Source organism: Microbulbifer sp. ABF4_107 (genome assembly GCF_056312215.1).
Genome location: NZ_CM149983.1, coordinates 1566736 through 1585717 on the forward strand (window position 1 = coordinate 1566736; position 18982 = coordinate 1585717).

The window sequence follows — 18982 nt, forward strand, 5'->3', positions numbered from 1 at the left end:
GCTTAGTGGGTACCCGCTGCGCGGATATTATTTGCCCCAGTACTCACCACGGTATCCCCGAGAGGCCGCCGCTCATCCAGGAATCGCACCAGCGCACCGGCGACTACATACGCCTCCAGCCGATGTTCAAAGCTGTCACTGCGATTGAACCCCATACGATCGAGACAGGCGTGGATAGATTCGAATTCCGGCGCGTCGCTTTTACAGGCCACCAATCCTTTGCGCAGCGTTGGCCATAGCTCCCAAATCTTTCTTCCCTCCTCTTTCACTGCCTTTAAGGCGACAGCCAACTGAGCTTCCTCTCTGGTGAGATCGGTACCGAGCGGGTAGTACGGCAGCGATGCCAGCCTGTGCCCCTGTTCAAATGCTGCCTGAATGCGCTCCGGGGTGTTGTTGGCAAACGCCTCTGGAATCTCGCAGTTGGCTTCCACTTTGCCCGCATGACGAGCCTTCTCCAGCAACTCCTGCTGGAAGCGCGAGTCGGCAATGCACAACATGGCGACGATCACATCCCGATCGGTTTTCCCGCGCAGATCCGCGACGCCGTATTCCGTGACCACGATATCGCGCAAATGACGGGGAATTGTACAGTGCGGATACTCCCAGAGGATGTTACTGCGCACTCTACCCTCAGAGTGGCGAGTGCTCGGTAGAGCGATAATGGAGCGGCCTCCGGGAAGCTCGTGGGCCTGCGCGACGAAGTTGTACTGTCCGCCCACACCGCTGACTACCCTGCTGTCTTCGAGACCGTCGGATATGACGGCACCAGTAAGCGTTACCATCATTGCCGAATTGACGAAGCGCGCATACTGCCGCTGCGCAATTTTCAGATCCGGGTCCTTGAGCATATCGTTGATAAAGTCGATAGCGGTCATATTGAAACCGTCCATCTCCTCTTCCGGCATATTGCGCAGTGTTTCATACAGCCGGCTGGAACCTAGATAGAAGCCGCCGTGAAGCCAGGTTCCCTGCTTGATGGCCCTCCCTTTGCAGGTCCCCATGAGTTTTTCACGCCCCTGCTCGGAGTGCAGATCACACTCTTCCATTTCACCGCCCTGATCGAGGAAACGGTGCCCGCGCCAGCTATAGGACGGATCGACAATACCCATTGCCTGTAAAAACTGTGTGTCTTGCTCGGTCAATGGACTTTGAATTCTCCCTGAGTCGCGCAGCGCAAGTAGCAGACTATCGTCCACGGTATCCGTTGCCTGGCCACTATTAAGAATCTGCTGTAACGCGGTATCCGGGTAAACCTTCCGGACCATCACACCGGCATCACGCAAGTGGAAGAACCCCTCGGGTACCATCTCGCTTGCGCCATAGATCCCCCGCTCGAAAACACCAGTTTCCGGTGGCATCCGGCAAATTGTTGACGTGGCTTCTGTCTGCAAGGCGTGCAGAATATCAGTGAAATCACGATTCTCGGCCTGGCGTAAACGCAACACATGACAGATTGCGTCGCCGAGCGCCCCAATACCCACCTGCAATGTACCGCCGTCTTTCACCAGGCCGGCGATATGAAATGCGAGAGCGTATTCGGTAAGTCCGACAGGTGCGTTGGGTGCCGGAAAAATTTCCTGATCGAAACTCTCCCCACTCATTACGAAATCGAACATGGACGCCGGAACACGCGCATCACTGCCGACAAATGGCAGGTGCGAATTGACCTCGCCCACCATGGTGATTTGTCCATATTGACGCTGTTTGGCGAGGGCGAGCAATGGCAGCGTCAAATCCGGGTTGGCGCTGAGGCTCAGGTCACCAGAGTCATCGGGCGCAGGTGCGACCATTTGTGCAACCACGTTTACACCGCGATCAAGGAGATCTCTCGGCACATGAGTGTAGTTTGAGCTGACATAGCTCTGCTGAGCACTCGGGCTGTTCAGAAAGCTACCGGGCTGCATGAAAAACTCACAAACCTCGACGTTCTCCGGTAGCAGCCCTTTGCGGCGAGCCTGGTTGTAGGCGAGATCCTGATACTCGTAATACAGCCGGTCCAGTAATGGTTGAACAAAACGACGCTGTAGCTCGCTTCCACCAGATGGTCGCTCTAGCGTCAGTGCGGTGAATATCGTCAGAGAAATGTCCGGATCCGCTTCAGCCCGCGCATAGAGCGCATTGGCAAAATGATTCGCCTTGCCAATTCCAAGCGGTAGCCCAAGCACAATACGCTTGCCAACTTTTTCCAATACCGCATCGACACAGGCCTCAGCGGTATTGAAACTGATCGGGTCATCAACAGATGAAGCCATGAAAGCCTCTCTCACTCCATCAGCCGGTTGTGGTTTGTCCACCTAAGGACTCAAAGTGATCAACCTGGATGGCCTTGTCGACGGCTTCGGCGGTCAATCGAATCTGTGACGCTTCGTCGTCGCTGATCAGGCCCCTGGAGCGCGCCTCTTCAACTGCATCCGCACTAAGGGCACGAATACCGCCCTTTTTCATCTTTTCGCGTATTGCCGCCGTTTCATGACTCTTCAAAAACGCCTGTTCCACCACGTCGATGCCGTCACCGGGGTTTCCGAGAAACACACCGCTGGTAAGGCGATCACGGGTATCCGAGGGTTCCATAATCAGATTGGCGCAGGCACGCGCCTGACGATCCGACGCCGAGCGAATACTGTGCCCCCAGGGCATAGTAAGAAAATGCATCAGCTGCCCCACAAACCGTATGGGGAAATTGTGAAACACCTCGATCAGACTGACTTCGATGTTGTGGAAACCCGACCGCATGGCGAACTCCAGGAGCGGACGATCGTCCTCGGGACTGCCATCGTCATTAAACCGCTTGAGTGCGCAGCTCATAAGATAAAGTTCACTGAGGACATCACCCAGCCGTGCAGAAATCATTTCCTTGCGTTTCAATTCTCCACCCAGTGACATCAACGAAATTTCAGTGACCAGCGTCAGGACTGCCGAATAGCGGTTCATCTGGCGATAATACTTTGCCGCATCACCCACACCCTTGGGGCTACTGGCAAATAGCCCACCGGTCCAGCCGTGGAAAACGGCGCGACAAAAGGTCTTCAGCTGAAACAGGAAGTGTTTGGGTAACAGAGCATCCAGCTCCTGTACACCGGCTGCGTCATCCGGGTTGGTCGCCGCTTCCATTTCCTGCAACAGGTATGGATGGCAGCGAATGGCGCCCTGGCCGAAAATCATTAGGCTCCGTGTAAGGATGTTTGCACCTTCCACGGTAATGGCAACGGGAACCGCTCGATACACGTTGCCAAGATAATTTGACGGGCCATCGATAATCGCCTTTCCCGCGTGGATATCCATCGCATCGTTGATGGCCTGGCGCAGACCATTGGTCGCGTGCGCCTTCATGATGGCAGACACCACTGCAGGCTTGCGCCCCTGATCCAGTGCGCGAGTGGTGGTCTTGTGGGCAGAATCGAGTACATAGGCAATCCCGGCAATTTCCGCCAGGCGACGCTGTACTCCTTCGAATTTTCCGATGGAAATACCGAACTGCTCGCGGATATGGGCATAGGCTCCGGTGGTCCGCGCTGCGAGTTTGGCACCACCGGTGGACAGGGACGGCAGAGAAATACCCCGGCCAGCGGCCAGTGCGCTCATCAGCATGTGCCAGCCATGCCCGATATTTTCCTGGCCACCGATAATCCACTCCATCGGGATAAAAACGTCTTTCCCCCAATTGGGTCCATTCATAAACGCTTGCATGGCCGGGAGATGTCGCTGGCCGATGGTCACGCCGTCGGTATCAGTGGGCACCAGAGCAACGGTAATGCCCAGTTCTTCCTCTTCGCCGAGAATATGCTCCGGGTCGTACAGCTTGAATGCCAGCCCGAGAACGGTCGCGACGGGGCCGAGCGTAATATAACGCTTGTGCCAGTTCACCCGCATTCCAAGGGTCTTTTCGCCCTTGTACTCGCCGTAACAGACGACGCCGCTATCGACCATCGATGCGGCGTCGGAGCCGGCCTCGGGGCTTGTGAGGCCAAAACAGGGAATATCCCGCCCGTCCGCCAGGCGTGGCAGATAATGCTGTTTCTGCTCATCCGTTCCGTGCGCCATCAACAGTTCACCCGGCCCCAGCGAATTGGGCACCATTACTGTGACCCCCACACTCGTGCTGCGGGTAGAGATTTTGGTGACGATTTGTGCGTGTGCGCTCGGAGAAAAACCAAGGCCGCCAAATTCTTCCGGTATGATGATGCCGAAAAACCGGTTCTTTTTAAGGAACTCCCAGATCTCCGGTGAGATGTCGTGATCCTCGTAGGACACTTTCCAGTCATCTACCATCTTGCAGAGTTCTTCCACCGGGCCGTCGATAAATGCCTGTTCCGTATCGGTAAGTTCTGGCGGCCCCATTTTCAATAGCTGATCCCAATCCGGTTTCCCGGAAAGAAGCTGCGCATCCCACCACACTTCTCCGGCTTCCATGGCCTCACGTTCAGTATCGGAAATGGGCGGGAGAACCTTCTTGATCCACTTCAATAAAGGGGCGGTAATCCACTTCTGGCGCAGGGTGCTCATTACTTATCCTTGTCGAAATTTCGATTGTCGTACCCGGCCTCGCGGCACAGTGAACGGCAAAAATGATATGTGATGGTATGAGTTGCCTACTGCTGTTAATCATGCAACGGTTGCTTGCAACTATAGGCAATCAAACATTGGTATGTCGAAATAGGTACGGAGAAATAGCGATGGAGAAATCGGTGAATATCAGGCCAGAGCCAGAGTGCCAATACCGCAGAAAATAATCAATGCTGCGAAGACACGTTGGGGTGAAAATCGTTCATTCAGAAGAAACACTGAAATCAGCGAGGCAAACAGGATACTGACTTCCCTTGTGGCAGCAACCGCGGCCACCGGCATCATCGACGTTGCCCAAAGGGCGATACCAAAGCCACTCGTAGCGAGTACACCGGACAGCGAACTGCGCAGAAAGTTTGCCCGCGCAAACGCCAGCCCTTTCAAGGGGCGCGTCAACAGAACAGCAAGAATGATACCGCCGCCAGAAAGGACTTCCAGCCAGGCAACGTAGCTCAGAGGGTTGGCGACGCTGCGCACTCCCGCTGCGCCGAGCGTGGTGTAGCCGGTGATGGCGATACCGGTACCCACAGAGTAGAGAATCCCCATGCGGCTCACGCGCAACTCTTTCATGATAAGCGCGAAAATACCGCAGGTGACCAGCAGGATGCCCGTCAACTGCAGGGGCTGCAGGGATTCGTCCAGAAACAGGAGCGCGGCCGTTGCCACCATCAGTGGCGTGACCCCACGAGCAATGGGATAAGCCGTGCCATAGTCGAGCGCCCGGTAAGAACGGGACAACAGGAAAAAATACAGGTATTGGAAGAAGGCCCCGCCGACAAGGAAACCCAGGGCTTTTTGCCCGGGCAGCGGCAAATGTGTAGCCAGTACAGCGCCTACCAGCAGGCCAACGCTGCGGATCATCGCCAGCTGTAGGAAACCTTCTTCACTGTGTTTGACCACCGCATTCCATATGGCGTGAGCAAGCGCAGACAGCAGGACCAGCGCAAAAATAGCAGATTCTGATATTTCCAAATCACATAAGCAGTTGGGGAGAAACTATCACACCGTTATTATCGGCGTACAAATACTCTCCAGGTTTAAAGATGACGCCGCCAAAAGTCACCGCAATATTGCGTTCCCCGATGCCCTTTTTATCGGTTTTCATTGGGTGGCTTCCCAGCGCCTGTACTCCTAACTCTAGTCCAGAAATGGCATCCACATCGCGAATGCAGCCGTACATGAGTATGCCAGCCCAACCATTTTTACAGGCTTTCTCCGCCAGCAGGTCGCCGAGGCACGCCCTGCGCATGGAACCGCCGGCATCCACCACCAGTACTTTTCCGGCGCCGTCTTCCGCCACCAGTTCACGTACCAGTGAGTTATCTTCAAAGCACTTGACTGTCACTATTTGGCCGCCGAATGCCTCCCTACCGCCGTAATTTATAAACATCGGCTCGACGACCCGCACCAGGTCAGGGTAGTCATCACATAGATCGGGAGTGGATATGCGGCTTGTGCTCATGGCGGGCTCCTTGGCTGTACCGAGAAATCGCGCGCTCGGATTGCGCGATCATTTTCAAATGATGTAGGTGGATTTAATTCATTTCCGACTGGTCATCGATGATAGCGCTTCGCCTTTCCACCTGCATCGCACATACAAAAATGCCGGGTATCATCACAATGGATAACACCCGGCAAACCGGGCCCGCTCTATCTCCGAGGATTACCATTCAGTTAACGGGTAATCGCTCGGGGCGGGACTGCCAATTGGATTGCTAAATCAGTAACTAACGGTGACTGGCATACCAACACGGGAATATTGGAAAAACTTGCGAGCCATATGTGGAGGCATACGCACACAACCATGGGACGCCGGGTATCGGGGGACATGGCCTGATGCATGCAAGCCAACACCACCGTTAAATCGAATGTAGTGATTCATTTTTGCACCGCGGTAATAGGTGCCCGCTGGACGGCGATGCTTGCGGGTATCCACGTCTGCTTTCACGACTCGGCCCGTATTTCGGTCAACGTAGCTTCCGTAGATACTGGAACGGTGGTTTGGACGCTTGGCCAGTACTCGGAATTTCCCCGGGCTGGTGCGAAAACCCTGCTTACCAGATGACACCAGTGATACACCAACCAGTTTTCCACCCTTGTAGAAATAGGCTTTCTGTTCACTCAGGTTGATACGAATGGAGGGGGCTCCGGACGAACTCATGGCGGCCTGATCGTCGAACCAGTTTCCGCCGCTTCTCGCAGCCGCAAGATTGGGCCACAGAACACCCAGCAGCGTGCCGACAAACAGCACCAGTGCGGCAGCAAGATGGCGGGGCATTCCGGCCACACTTGTTTCGGCGGCGGCTTGGGCGACACCTGCATGGACGGCCACATTCCCCCCGGAATGGTCTAGCGCGTATTGCCGGGCTTGCGAGCGGGTCAAGGGCTCTTCATTGGGAGAGAACAGGAAACGTCTAAGCATGGTGGCACCTCGGTCAGTACTTCAATCGAAGGTTTTCTGTCTGAATAACAGCAATCGAAACTCCCGCAACGCCACGAAATTGTATCGGGACTTTCTCAGCGGAAGCCTGTTCGATTTTATTGACCGGATGTCACGTGCTTAGATTGATTTCATCGGAGTTTCGGGAGTTTTATGGGAACTGGCAATGTACTTAGATTACCGGCTCCACGACCACAAGGCCGCGTAACGTGATTCGGCGCGGTTCATTTCGCCAGATGTCCACGCCACGATGGAACAATTTCCTAGCTGTAGGTAAAAAAAATGCGACCACTTGGGTCGCATTTTCCGTGTAACCTGGGAATATCTCTACAGTGCGCCCAGTCGGGGTCTTGATTGGCATCTTGCTTAGGGTTTCCCCAGAGCAAAGTGCCAATGGATATCGCTTTGCTGCAAAGGTACGACATTGCCGAGTGCAACGCTCGCACCGTATCCCGTATCTATGCCTCGTCCGCACTGCGCTGATTGGCGAGATACAACCAGGTGTCCACCGCCGTATCCGGATTCAGGGACACGCTGTCGATCCCTTCATCCATCAGCCACTGGGCGAAGTCCTTGTGATCAGACGGACCCTGACCACAAATACCGACGTACTTGCCGGCTTTCTTGCACGCCCGAATCGCCTGGGACAGAAGCATTTTCACCGCCGGGTCCCGCTCATCGAAAAGCTCGGCGACCAGGCCAGAATCTCGGTCGAGTCCAAGCGTTAGCTGCGTCAGGTCGTTGGAGCCAATGGAGAAACCATCAAAATATTGCAGGAAGTCGTCCGCCAGCAGAGCGTTAGAGGGTAATTCGCACATCATAATGACCTTGAGGCCATTCTCGCCGCGCTTCAGCCCGTTCTGTTCAAGCAGTTCGACGACCTGACGTGCTTCATCCGGCGTGCGTACGAAGGGCACCATGATTTCAACATTGGTGAGCCCCATTTCATCGCGAACTTTTTTCAGTGCTTTGCATTCCAGTGCGAAACACTGGCGGAAATCCTTAGAGCGGTAACGCGCCGCGCCGCGGAATCCCAGCATCGGGTTTTCTTCACTGGGCTCGTACATCTGCCCGCCCACCAGGTGGGCGTACTCATTGGACTTGAAGTCCGACAGGCGCACAATGGTGCGATTTGGGGCAAACGCGGCAGCCAGCGTGGAGATGCCTTCCACCAGTTTCTCCACAATAAAATCTTCCGGAGATGCGTAGCCACCGATCCGGTTGCGGATATTCTGTTGAAGGTCCTGCGGCAGACGATCCAGTTCGAGCAAGGCTTTCGGGTGAATCCCGATCATCCGGTTCAGGATGAACTCCAGACGCGCCAGCCCTACCCCCTGATTCGGCAGATTGCTAAAGGCGAATGCGCGGTCCGGGTTGCCGACATTGAGCATGATTTTGAACGGCAGATCCGGCATATCTGCGACTTCGGTCAGTGATCGTTCGAAGTCGAGCTGCCCGGACATGACAAAGCCGGTGTCCCCTTCAGCGCAGGACACGGTGACCGGGGTGCCGGTGGAGAGTTTTTCAGTGGCATCGCCACATCCTACAACCGCCGGAATACCCAGCTCCCGGGCAATGATTGCCGCGTGACAGGTACGACCACCACGGTTGGTCACAATCGCACTGGCCTTTTTCAGCACCGGCTCCCAATCCGGGTCGGTCATGTCAGTGACCAGAACGTCGCCGTCCTGCATCTTGGCCATATCTTCCACGGAGTCCAATACACGGACAGGACCTGCGCCGATACGCTGACCAATTGCGCGTCCCTCGCAGAGAATGTCGCCGCGTTCCTGCAGTTTGTAGCGTTCGATGCTGGTACCCGTATCGCGAGAGCGGACGGTCTCCGGGCGCGCCTGTACGATAAACAGTTTGCCGGAATCGCCGTCTTTGGCCCACTCAATGTCCATTGGACGCTGATAGTGCGCCTCAATCTTGCGCGCCTGGTTGGCGAGCTCGGTAAGCTCCGCATCATTGAGGGCAAAACGCAAGCGATCCGCTTCGGGGACCTGGACGGTCTTGACCGAGCGGCCGCATTCACCGCTGGCATCGTAGATCATTTTGATGGCTTTACTGCCACGATTGCGGCGTAAAATCGCCGGGCGCTTGGCCTCCAGCGCAGGTTTGTACAGATAGAACTCATCGGGGTTCACGGCGCCCTGCACGACCGTCTCACCAAGGCCGTAGGCCGCAGTGACAAAGATAACGTCGCGGAAACCGCTCTCTGTATCCAGAGTAAACATCACACCTGAGGCACCGGTTTCACTACGCACCATGTGTTGGATACCCGCAGACAGGTAAACACCGACGTCCGCGTATCCGGTGTGTACCCGGTAGGCGATGGCACGGTCGTTGTAGAGAGAGGCAAATACTTCACGTACCGCCTGCAGAACGGCATCGATGCCGCGAATATTCAGGAAGGTTTCCTGCTGGCCGGCAAACGAGGCATCCGGCAGGTCTTCCGCTGTGGCAGAGGAGCGCACTGCAACCGCAGTGTCACCACCACCCAGAGACTCATAGCCCTCGCGGATTTCTTTTTCCAGCTGTGCCGGGAACGGGGTATCCAGTAGCCACTGGCGAATCTCTTCGCCGGCTGCAGCCAGGGCAGTGACATCGTCTACATCCAGCCCCTGGAGCCTTTCTGCGATACGCTTGTCCAGCTCGGCTGCAGACAGGAACTCCCGGAAAGCTTCCGCAGTCGTGGCAAAACCACCGGGTACGCTAACCCCTGCACCGGAAAGGGAGGAAATCATCTCCCCTAGGGATGCGTTTTTACCGCCGACCTTGTCGACATCCGACATGCCGAGCTTCGCGAACTCGAGAGTATAGGTGGTCAATGGATTGCCCTCTGCAACTTCTGTACTGGCGGCAGATTATAAGGAAGGGTTTTGTAAATAATACCCCGCAAACGTCGCCGAAAATGCCCGTTTTCTGTTGTAATTTTTCTACAAAAAACGTCGCCCGACTACATCCAGCCTACCTGTCGACCTTTCCCGGACATACAGTGCGCTGACCCTGTCGCAATCATTCCATTCAATCGCAAAGCTTTGCGGAAATTTTGATATCTTTGTTTTATTCAAACAGACTGATCGAAATCGGCCACGACAAATCCATAAGCGACCCCCTATGAACCAACCGATAAATTCTGGTGCCAATACCACTCCCGGCGACAAGACCATGAAACGCACAGCGTTTTTCATATCTGATGGCACCGGCCTTACCGTAGAAGGTATAGGGCATAGCCTTTTGGCTCAGTTTCGCGATCAGCAGGTGGAACAGGTTACGGTGCCCTATGTCGACTCGGAAGCACGGGTGAATCTGGTTTTGCAGCGCATTGAGCGCGCGGCCGAGGAGTCCGGACTGCAGCCCATCATCATTACCAGCATTGTGTCCGATCATATTCGCGGGCAACTACACCAGAGTTCTGCGTTGATGCTGGATGTGTTTGAGAGCTACCTGGCGCCCCTGGCAAACCTGTTTGGTACCAACCCGAACCGCTCGGTTGGCGTGTCCCACGGCATTGCCAACAACAGCCGATACACCGCCCGCATCGATGCCGTGCACTATGCCATGGATAATGACGACGGCCGCCGTACCCGCGAGTTCGAGAGTGCGGACATCATCCTGGTGGGGGTATCCCGTTCCGGCAAAACCCCAACCTGCCTGTACCTCGCCTTGCAGTTTGGCTTGCGCGCGGCAAACTACCCGATCACCGAAGAGGACATGGATTCCACTTCCCTGCCCAAAATACTGCGCCCCTTTCAGCACAAGCTGTTTGGATTGACCATTGATCCTCGGCGCCTGATGAGCATCCGTCAGGAACGTCGCGCAAACAGTCGCTATGCGTCACCGGAACAGTGTGAGTTTGAAGTGCGCCAGGTAGAACAGATGCTGCGTCGCGCGCAGATTCCCTTCCTCGACGCCACAGAGCTGTCGGTAGAGGAACTCGCCACCCGCCTGATGTCCCAGGCGGGTATCGAACGCAGAATCAGCTAGATTTTCTGAATAGCGGTACAGAATACTCCGAGCTATCCGCGCTCGCTCATCCGGTGACCACACCTATTGGGCTAGAGTCACAATTTGGAGTAAAGTAGCGCCGCCTCAAAGGGTGCACTGATAGCAATGTCGGATTTGATGTGATCAATCCGCGCGAAGTTTGGTTGACGTTTTGCAGATTATTTCCCTGCCCTATTCCCGAAATACCAGTGTGGCCTTCGCCGCCCTGGCTGATCTGCCCTGTCCGGTCTGGCTGGACTCCGGGGTGGCGGGCGCCCGCGGCGGTCGCTTCGACATACTCAGTGCGGACCCCCTCTCAACCCTGACATTGGCCTCCAGCGACAAAACGCCTTTTGCCGACCTCGACGACCTGATGTGCGAACTCGCGCCGCAGGAAGTCGACCAGCAGATCCCTTTCTGTGGCGGCGCCATCGGCTATGCCGGCTATGAACTGGGAACTGCAGGAAACTTTTTACCGGCGGATCACCGCCCCACCCCATTACCGGCGGGCTTTTTCGGCCTGTACAGCTGGGCGCTCATTACCGATCATCAGCTCTGTGCCACACACCTGGTATTCCATCCTGCGTGCACAGAAAGCCAGAAGCGCGACCTGCGCCAGCGCTTTGCAAGCGTTCGCTGGGATACCCCCCTGGCGAATCTCGATGCATTTCGCCTGAAAGGACCGTTTCAGCACGAGTTCAGTGCGAGTGAATACACCCGCTGTATAGAGCGAATTCTTGAATATATCCGCGCGGGCGACGTCTATCAGGCGAACTTTACCCAACGCTTTTTCTCGACGTACGACGGAGACCCGCTGACCGCTTACTTGGCGTTACGAGAGGTCGCCGCAGGTCCATTTTCCGCCTTCCTGTCGCTGCCGGGGGGACAGATACTCAGCCTGTCGCCCGAGCGCTTTATTTTGGAGGACGGCCGCTTTTTACAGACCGAGCCAATTAAAGGCACCGCACCCCGGGACAACAACAAGGAACGGGATGCGGCACTTGCCCGGCAGCTGCGTGCAAGCCCCAAGGACCGCGCCGAAAACCTGATGATCGTGGACCTGCTGCGCAACGATTTCGGGAAAGTCTGTCAGCGCGGCACCGTGCGTGTCCCCAACCTGTTTGAATTGCAGAGTTTTGCCAATGTACACCACCTGGTGAGCACGATTACCGGCCAGTTACCGGAGGACCTGGAATATGCGGAAGTGCTGCAGGCCTGCTTCCCCGGCGGTTCGATTACCGGCGCTCCCAAGCGTCGCGCCATGGAAATCATTCGCGAGCTGGAACCAAGCCCCCGGGGAGTGTACTGCGGAAGTATTGGCTATCTGAGCAGCTGCGGCCGCGCAGATACCAACATTGCCATTCGCACATTGACCGCAAGCAATGGTGAAATCAGTTGTGCTGCCGGTGGCGGAATTGTTGCGGACTCCAATCCTTCGGCAGAGCATGCCGAGTGCCTTGAAAAGGTACGTATTCTGCTGGATACGCTGGAAACCCGGCTGTCCTGAGCGCCCGCTCCGCTGGCGAAGTCACCAGTTATATCCCTATCGCCCTTCGGTATTTCCCTGCCACCAACATCCTTGCTAGATTCCGCGCCAATCACTGGTATCACAATAACAGGCCCCCAATATCAACCGCTCTCAATGCAAGCTCGGCGGTGGCCTGAATCATAAGGCTGTATTCAATGCGAATTACTCTGGTAAAGAAAATCCTTGCTGATGGTTCCCCGTGTGGAAAATGTCGGGATGTCGAGGAAAAACTGAAGGAAAACGATCAGGAAAAATATCTGGATGAGACGTTGATTGCCGACGAACGCGATCCGGAGAGCCCGGGTATGCAGCTGGCACAGCGCCTGAACGTCCAGCGCGCGCCGTTTTTTGTCGTAGAGGAAGAAGGCAAAGAACCGGAGGTTTACACCGTGTACTTCAAGTTTGCCAAGGAAGTACTCAAGAACCTGTAGTTCTTGTGTAATCCGGTGGCGGTGGCGCTACCGGGTGCTCCCTTTTGAGACACGCCGTAAACCCATCCCTGGGGGCTCTTCTAAAACATCCCTGTTTTAGAAGGTCTCACAAGGGAGCACCCGGCACCGCCACCTTCGCATCAATTATTGCGAATCAATACACCGGCAGATCTATATGAGAAAAGAGCTCATCCACTTCCGCGCGGGATGATGCCTGAGCAGCCTGATCGATCAACTCGCGGGTAAGATGCGGAGCAAACTGCTGGATAAACTCGTACATAAAGCCGCGCAGGAAAATTCCCTTCCGGAAACCAATTTTGGTTACGCTGGATTCAAATAGCTCACTCGCATCCAATGCCACCAGATCACTGTCTTCATCTTCCACCGCGGCCATATCCGCAACGATTCCAATACCCAAGCCAAGACGCACATAAGTCTTGATCACGTCCGCATCTGCCGCGGTGAATACCACTTTCGGAGACAGCCCTTTTTCAAGGAAAGCCTCGTCCAGTTTTGAACGCCCGGTAAAACCGAACACGTAAGTAACGATCGGGTACTTCGCGACATCTTCCAGAGTGAGTTTGGAGAGCTGTGCAAGCTCGTGGCCCTTTGGCACGAGGATGCAGCGATTCCAGCGGTATACCGGCATCATGACCAGATCACTGAACAGCTCCAGCGCTTCAGTGGCAATAGCGAAATCTGCGGTGCCGTCGGCGGCCATCTCCGAGATCTGCATCGGGGTGCCCTGATGCATATGCAGCGAGACTTCTGGATAGCGGGCAATAAAGCCCTTGATTACCGCCGGCAGAGCATACCGGGCCTGGGTGTGCGTGGTAGCAATAGCGAGGCTTCCGCGCTTGTCGTTGCTGAACTCCTGTGCCACCTGCTTGATGTTCTCCACCTTGCGCATGATTTCGCCGGCGGTTTTGAGGATGGCTTCCCCTGCCGGTGTCACGCGGGTCAGGTGTTTGCCGCTTCGGGCAAAAATTTCTACGCCCAGTTCATCTTCCAGCAGGCGGATCTGCTTGCTGATCCCCGGCTGCGAGGTAAACAGGCTTTGTGCGGTGGCCGACACATTGAGGTCGTGGTGGGCAACTTCCCAGATATATCGCAACTGCTGCAGCTTCATAGCCTCTCCCTGTCGATAGCTGGCTGTTTCTTGAAAAATAACCAGTGTGATTATTTTTGCGCCAGCGATTGGTTATAAAAACTCTGCGACTTTATGCGGGAAAAGCATAGCAGCGAAAGTTACAGCGAGCCAACAGATCGTGATAAGAGCACGGAAAATGCGAGCAAATGGTTACGAAAAGTGACTCATACTGGTGAGATATGTGCCACATTTCGCAAAATGGCGGGAATATCTTCCGTCCGTAGCACCCTACTTGCTCTGGTTAGCGATGCCGTGTGGGACATGACCGGTAGCGACGTGGGCGGCGGCAGAGGCGCAGTGGGTGGGCTGGTCATCGAAAAATACATCGGCGCCGAACGCGCGCAGGAATTCGCCTTTGGGCAATCCACCCAGGAACATCGACTCATCGATACGGATATTCCAGGCCCGTAGAGTACGAATCACCCGCTCGTGGGCGGGTGCAGATCGGGCGGTAACCAGGGCCGTGCGGATTGGGCAGTTTTCCGGGGAGAACTCTCCCTGCAAATGTTGCAGGGCCTCAAGGAACCCTTTGAACGGCCCGCCCTGCAGCGGCTGTTTGGCCGAGGCACGCTCGGCACTGGCAAACGCTGCCAGACCATCCCGCTTGAAGATTTGCTCTGCCTCATCTGAAAACAACACTGCATCTCCATCAAAAGCAAAGCGCAGCACTTCATCCCCGCGCTGGCGTGCGCCACCCGGGATCAGGGTCGCGGCAGCAATACCCTGCTCCAGTGCACGGCGCACGTCCTCACCATCGGTGGACAGAAAAAGATGGCACCCGAAGGGTGCGATATACCGGTACGGGCTTCCGCCATTACAAAACGCCGCGCGGCTGATGCTCAGGCCGTAGTGCTCAATCGAGTTGAATACCCGCAGGCCGGTATCTGCGCTGTTGCGCGAAAGAAGGATCACCTCTACCCGTGGATCGCCGGGCAGGCGCTCGTTGATCTGCAGAAATTTCTCCACCAGGGAAAAGGCTTCGCCCCTGGGCAGGATGTCGTTTTCCCGCTCAATCTGATAGGAGGAAAATGCGTCGACGCCCTGCTCTTCAAAAATCTGGTGGCTCTCTCGCAAGTCAAACAGGGCACGCGAGGAAATGGCGATGATGAGCTTATTGGGTTTCGTGATAGCCATGCAAGCAACCTCAGGGTGCCTCTATGTCGTCCAGTCCAGAGGGGGATTCATCATTTCGGTGGGGCTCCAGGAGCACCATCAACATATTGAGCAGGTCTTCCCGGGTACGCTCGGAACGAACCCCCACCTGATTGACAACCACCAGCAACATCGCGTGGCAGGTCTCAAGCGTGGCACGAGCGAGACGATTGGTCTCATTGGGCGGGCAGGTAAATCCGAGGCGGCGGAACATGTCCATCAAGTGAGTAATGACAAGTTCATCGTGACGCTCATCCAGCTCATGAAGTTCCGGTACACCCCACATCGCCTGAACAAGCGGCAACAAGCCCCGCTGTTCGCGATAGACGGAGACCCATCGGGTGAGCAGATCATCGAGAAATGCCCGCAGGCTGAGCTGCTCCAGCTCACTGGCAGCGAGCTCATCCAGGCGCTCCGTCAGGCTTGCCAGCCACTGTTCGCCCATCGCATAGAGGATGGCGTGCTTGTTCGGGAAATAGTGATACACCGACCCGACAGATACATCGAGCTCTTTGGCGATCAAAATGGTAGTGAGGTCATTCAGCCCCACGCGTTCGAGGAGTTGTCCGGTGGTTTCCAGGATCTGACGGGTACGCTCCCGGGCCCGTGCCTGCACCGGCTCTCGTCGCGGCGACAACTGGTTTCTGCGGCGATTCTGTTCTGCGCTCGACACTTCCGTCTTCCCTACTGATGAAATTCCTTTGTAACACAATTGGCGCAACGGCTCATTAAAAATGGCCGTCAGCGCAGGGAGCCCATGGGCGTGGACAGGTCAGTGCGCTGGCACCAGGAAGTTCAGGCGCAAACTGCAGATTTCCAGGATCCCTATCGGCCCAGCTTGTCCAATACGCTGTAATAGAGCATTCCCGCTACCAGGCCAGGCCAACGTAACAAGGTTCCGCCAGGAAAGCGCGGCGTCGGGATGCGTGACAATATATCGAACCTTTCCTCGGTTCCGGCAATAACTTCCGCAACGACTTTTCCTGCAAATGTAGCCGTCGGAATACCGTGCCCGGAATATCCGTGGCTGTAATACACATTGGGTTCCAGTCTCCCGATACTGGGCATTCGATTCATTGTGATTGCGAGGGTCCCCCCCCAACCATATTCCACCCGCGTATCCGCCAGTTGCGGATACACCTCGAGCATGTACTTGCGGACAAAACCTCGAATATCCCGCGGAAAGCGCGAAGAGTAATTTTCTCCACCACCAAATACGAGGCGGTTATCGCCGGACAGCTTCCAGTAGTTGATCACAAACAGCGTGTCCTGAAGCGCGTAGTCGTTCGCGATCAATTCCCGTGCCAGTTTGTCGTCCAGAGGCTCGGTTGCCAGCACAAAATTATTAATGGGCATAATACGCCCCGCCATTCTCGGCTCCAGGTTGCCAAGATAACCGTTGCAGGCAAGCACGACATTCTTCGCCTTCACTCGCCCACCATCGGTATTTACGACACATGGATTGCCACCGGTATATCCGGTTACCCGGCTGTGCTCGTAAAACTGGACACCTGCAGACCGGGCAGCATCGGCAAGGCCGAGTGCATAATTGAGTGGATGCAGGTGCAACGAACCCGAGTCGATCTGCCCACCGTAAAAGCGATCCGAGCCAACGAGCCCACTCACCTCTTCACGGCTTGCGTAGCGGATGTCCGTATAGCCATACCTCTGATTGAGCAGCTCAACCTCGTCCTTGAGGCCGGCGTTGTGGCTCGGCTTGGCCGCCAGGTGCATGATTCCACGCTTGAGATCACACCGGATAGTGTGTTTTTCGATCAGCTGTTCTACAAGCTGCACGGCTTCGAGCCCCAGATCCCACAACACTTTAGCGGTATCGAGGCCGAGCATTTTCTCAAGATCTTCCTGACCTTTGCGCTGACCAACACCCACATGGCCCCCATTGCGCCCTGAAGCGCCCCAACCTACGCGCTCCGCTTCCAGTACGACGACCTCGAAACTACGCTCAGCCAGATGCAGTGCCGTAGACAAACCGGTATAGCCTGCACCAATAATGCACACATCAGCTTCTATGGTCCCTTCAAGCGGGGAATACTCTGGCGCGGAATTCGCACTGGCGGCATAGTAAGAATCGGTGTGACCGAGCAGTTGTGATTCGTTTGCGCCAACAGACATCAAAAACTCCAAATTCATACCCGCTAAAAGCCGAATCATTATTCGGTATTTATTGAATGATAATTCGGTTTCTTGCCATAATCAAAGCTAGGACGAAATGTATGCGGTTCGCTGAAAATCGCTCTTCGACGCCCGTGAAGTTTTAAACTACTGTTTGGCGACGTTGGCAAGATATTCAAATACAAGCCTTCCAATCACAAGGTGCAACATGGACAAGATAACCCAGTGGCTCGCGGAACATTCGATTTCCGAAGTCGAGTGCCTGGTACCGGACATGTCCGGCAATGCGCGGGGCAAATTCACCCCGACGGACAAATTCCTCACCGAAGACAGCCGCCTGCCAGAAAGCATCCTGGTACAGACGGTAACCGGTGATTATGTCGATGAACACAACGAACTGGTGGACCCGGCAGATACCGACATGTTGCTGGTGCCCGACCCGGATTCCATTCGGCTGAACCCCTGGGCCAACGAGCCTACCGCGCAGATCATTCACGACTGCTACACCCGAGATGGCAAGCCCCACCCCATCAGCACTCGCAATATTCTCAAGTTTGTACTGGACAAGTACGCGGAACAGGGCTGGCAGCCCGTCGTAGCTCCGGAAGTAGAGTTCTATCTGGTAAAACGCAACCTGGACCCGGATGAAAAGCTGTCTGCTCCCGTAGGGCGCTCAGGCCGGACCGAAAAAACACGTCAATCCTACAGCATTGACGCGGCAAACGAATACGAGCCCATCATCGAGGACATGTACGACTTCTGTGAAGCCCAGGGGCTCGACGTGGATACACTGATTCACGAATCAGGCACCGCGCAAATGGAAATCAATTTTTTGCACGGTGATCCACTCAAGCTCGCAGACCAGGTGTTTACGTTCAAGCGCACCGTACGAGAAACCGCACTGCGCCACGGAATCTATGCCACCTTTATGGCAAAGCCCATGGAGGATGAACCTGGAAGTGCCCTGCATTTGCACCAGAGCATCATCGACGCAAAAACCGGTAAAAACATTTTTGTAAATGAAGACGGCTCAGAGAACGAGCGATTTATGCACTTTATCGGCGGTATGCAGAAATACACCCCCGGGTTTATTACCTTCTTCGCTCCGAACGTTAACTCCTATCGTCGCTTCACTCCAGAGATGGCCGCACCCACGAGTCTGCACTGGGGCTATGACAACCGCACCACCGGATTGCGGGTGCCAGACAGCTCGGCACAGGCAAAGCGCCTGGAAAACCGCTTCCCGGGTGCAGATTGCAATCCCTACCTGGCGATAGCGACTTCACTGGCCTGCGGCTATCTGGGCATGATGAACAAGGTTGAGCCGAGCAAGCCATACAAGGGAGATTGTTCGTCGGAGCCTATCGCTCTGCCCCGCACCCAGGAGCATGCCCTCAGCCTACTGGCGGAATGTTCGGAAGCCATTGAAATGTTTGGCGACACTTTTGTGCGCGCCTGGGCCGCGATCAAGCGGGATGAGTACGAGGAGTTCAACCGAGTAATCAGCTCGTGGGAGCGCGAATACCTGCTATTGAACGTGTGATTAAGCTACGCGTTGCCCGCAATAAAAAACCCGGCAGATGCCGGGTTTT

Annotated in this window: 14 protein-coding genes; 4 read left to right on the forward strand and 10 right to left on the reverse strand. The window is 55.4% G+C overall.

From position 1 onward, the window contains the following. Nucleotides 1–2 precede the first annotated feature (2 nt). The 6 genes from ACYX4K_RS06415 to ppsA form a co-directional block, all read right to left on the reverse strand. A complete protein-coding gene (locus ACYX4K_RS06415) occupies nucleotides 3–2252 on the reverse strand; it encodes an acetyl-CoA hydrolase/transferase C-terminal domain-containing protein (RefSeq protein WP_475092950.1) in 2250 nt (749 codons plus the stop codon). A 19-nt stretch (nucleotides 2253–2271) separates the two neighbouring features. Continuing rightward, on the reverse strand, nucleotides 2272–4503 hold the full coding sequence (locus ACYX4K_RS06420) for an acyl-CoA dehydrogenase (protein ID WP_475092949.1): 2232 nt from the start codon (nucleotides 4501–4503) through the stop codon (nucleotides 2272–2274). Nucleotides 4504–4692: 189 nt separating this feature from the next. Next, nucleotides 4693–5535 (reverse strand): EamA family transporter, encoded by an 843-nt coding sequence (locus ACYX4K_RS06425; protein ID WP_475092948.1) that lies wholly within the window; start codon nucleotides 5533–5535, stop codon nucleotides 4693–4695. 1 nt (nucleotide 5536) lies between these two features. After that, nucleotides 5537–6025: a ribonuclease E activity regulator RraA gene (gene rraA / locus ACYX4K_RS06430; RefSeq protein WP_475092947.1), complete on the reverse strand. Its 489-nt coding sequence runs from the start codon at nucleotides 6023–6025 to the stop codon at nucleotides 5537–5539. A gap of 258 nt (nucleotides 6026–6283) precedes the next feature. Further along, complete coding sequence (locus ACYX4K_RS06435) at nucleotides 6284–6985, reverse strand: L,D-transpeptidase (protein ID WP_476178792.1); 702 nt, start codon at nucleotides 6983–6985, stop codon at nucleotides 6284–6286. Nucleotides 6986–7461: 476 nt separating this feature from the next. Then, nucleotides 7462–9837, reverse strand: coding sequence for a phosphoenolpyruvate synthase (ppsA, locus tag ACYX4K_RS06440; protein WP_475092945.1), 2376 nt, complete (start codon nucleotides 9835–9837; stop codon nucleotides 7462–7464). A gap of 289 nt (nucleotides 9838–10126) precedes the next feature. Here ppsA and ppsR point away from each other — a divergent pair, with 289 nt between their 5' ends. From ppsR to ACYX4K_RS06455, 3 genes are all read left to right on the forward strand, one after another. Continuing rightward, the gene (gene ppsR, locus ACYX4K_RS06445) at nucleotides 10127–10996 is read left to right on the forward strand and encodes a posphoenolpyruvate synthetase regulatory kinase/phosphorylase PpsR (RefSeq protein WP_475092944.1); all 870 of its coding nucleotides are present in this window, start codon (nucleotides 10127–10129) and stop codon (nucleotides 10994–10996) included. A 172-nt stretch (nucleotides 10997–11168) separates the two neighbouring features. Next, nucleotides 11169–12503: an aminodeoxychorismate synthase component I gene (gene pabB / locus ACYX4K_RS06450; protein ID WP_475092943.1), complete on the forward strand. Its 1335-nt coding sequence runs from the start codon at nucleotides 11169–11171 to the stop codon at nucleotides 12501–12503. Nucleotides 12504–12679: 176 nt separating this feature from the next. Then, a complete protein-coding gene (locus ACYX4K_RS06455; protein ID WP_475092942.1) occupies nucleotides 12680–12955 on the forward strand; it encodes a hypothetical protein in 276 nt (91 codons plus the stop codon). A 154-nt stretch (nucleotides 12956–13109) separates the two neighbouring features. Here the strand turns inward: ACYX4K_RS06455 and cysB are convergent, their stop codons facing one another. The 4 genes from cysB to ACYX4K_RS06475 all read right to left on the reverse strand — a co-directional run bounded on the left by cysB (nucleotide 13110) and on the right by ACYX4K_RS06475 (nucleotide 17390). Then, a complete protein-coding gene (cysB, locus tag ACYX4K_RS06460) occupies nucleotides 13110–14084 on the reverse strand; it encodes an HTH-type transcriptional regulator CysB (RefSeq protein ID WP_475092941.1) in 975 nt (324 codons plus the stop codon). A gap of 249 nt (nucleotides 14085–14333) precedes the next feature. After that, on the reverse strand, nucleotides 14334–15239 hold the full coding sequence (locus ACYX4K_RS06465) for a 5'-nucleotidase (RefSeq protein WP_475092940.1): 906 nt from the start codon (nucleotides 15237–15239) through the stop codon (nucleotides 14334–14336). Between the two features lie 10 nt (nucleotides 15240–15249). Beyond that, nucleotides 15250–15930: a TetR/AcrR family transcriptional regulator gene (locus ACYX4K_RS06470; RefSeq protein WP_475092939.1), complete on the reverse strand. Its 681-nt coding sequence runs from the start codon at nucleotides 15928–15930 to the stop codon at nucleotides 15250–15252. Nucleotides 15931–16082: 152 nt separating this feature from the next. Continuing rightward, the gene (locus tag ACYX4K_RS06475) at nucleotides 16083–17390 is read right to left on the reverse strand and encodes an NAD(P)/FAD-dependent oxidoreductase (protein WP_475092938.1); all 1308 of its coding nucleotides are present in this window, start codon (nucleotides 17388–17390) and stop codon (nucleotides 16083–16085) included. Nucleotides 17391–17598: 208 nt separating this feature from the next. On the opposite strand from ACYX4K_RS06475, the gene ACYX4K_RS06480 reads away from it, so the two are divergent. After that, nucleotides 17599–18933: a glutamine synthetase family protein gene (locus ACYX4K_RS06480; RefSeq protein ID WP_475092937.1), complete on the forward strand. Its 1335-nt coding sequence runs from the start codon at nucleotides 17599–17601 to the stop codon at nucleotides 18931–18933. The last annotated feature ends 49 nt before the right edge of the window (nucleotides 18934–18982 follow it).

Coding starts and splice junctions, on each gene's coding strand:
- ACYX4K_RS06415 (WP_475092950.1), bottom strand. CDS start 2,252: ATGGCTTCATCTGTTGATGACCCGATCAGTTTCAATACCGCTGAGGCC.
- ACYX4K_RS06420 (WP_475092949.1), bottom strand. CDS start 4,503: ATGAGCACCCTGCGCCAGAAGTGGATTACCGCCCCTTTATTGAAGTGG.
- rraA (WP_475092947.1), bottom strand. CDS start 6,025: ATGAGCACAAGCCGCATATCCACTCCCGATCTATGTGATGACTACCCT.
- ACYX4K_RS06435 (WP_476178792.1), bottom strand. CDS start 6,985: ATGCTTAGACGTTTCCTGTTCTCTCCCAATGAAGAGCCCTTGACCCGC.
- ppsR (WP_475092944.1), top strand. CDS start 10,127: ATGAACCAACCGATAAATTCTGGTGCCAATACCACTCCCGGCGACAAG.
- ACYX4K_RS06455 (WP_475092942.1), top strand. CDS start 12,680: ATGCGAATTACTCTGGTAAAGAAAATCCTTGCTGATGGTTCCCCGTGT.
- cysB (WP_475092941.1), bottom strand. CDS start 14,084: ATGAAGCTGCAGCAGTTGCGATATATCTGGGAAGTTGCCCACCACGAC.
- ACYX4K_RS06465 (WP_475092940.1), bottom strand. CDS start 15,239: ATGGCTATCACGAAACCCAATAAGCTCATCATCGCCATTTCCTCGCGT.
- ACYX4K_RS06475 (WP_475092938.1), bottom strand. CDS start 17,390: ATGTCTGTTGGCGCAAACGAATCACAACTGCTCGGTCACACCGATTCT.
- ACYX4K_RS06480 (WP_475092937.1), top strand. CDS start 17,599: ATGGACAAGATAACCCAGTGGCTCGCGGAACATTCGATTTCCGAAGTC.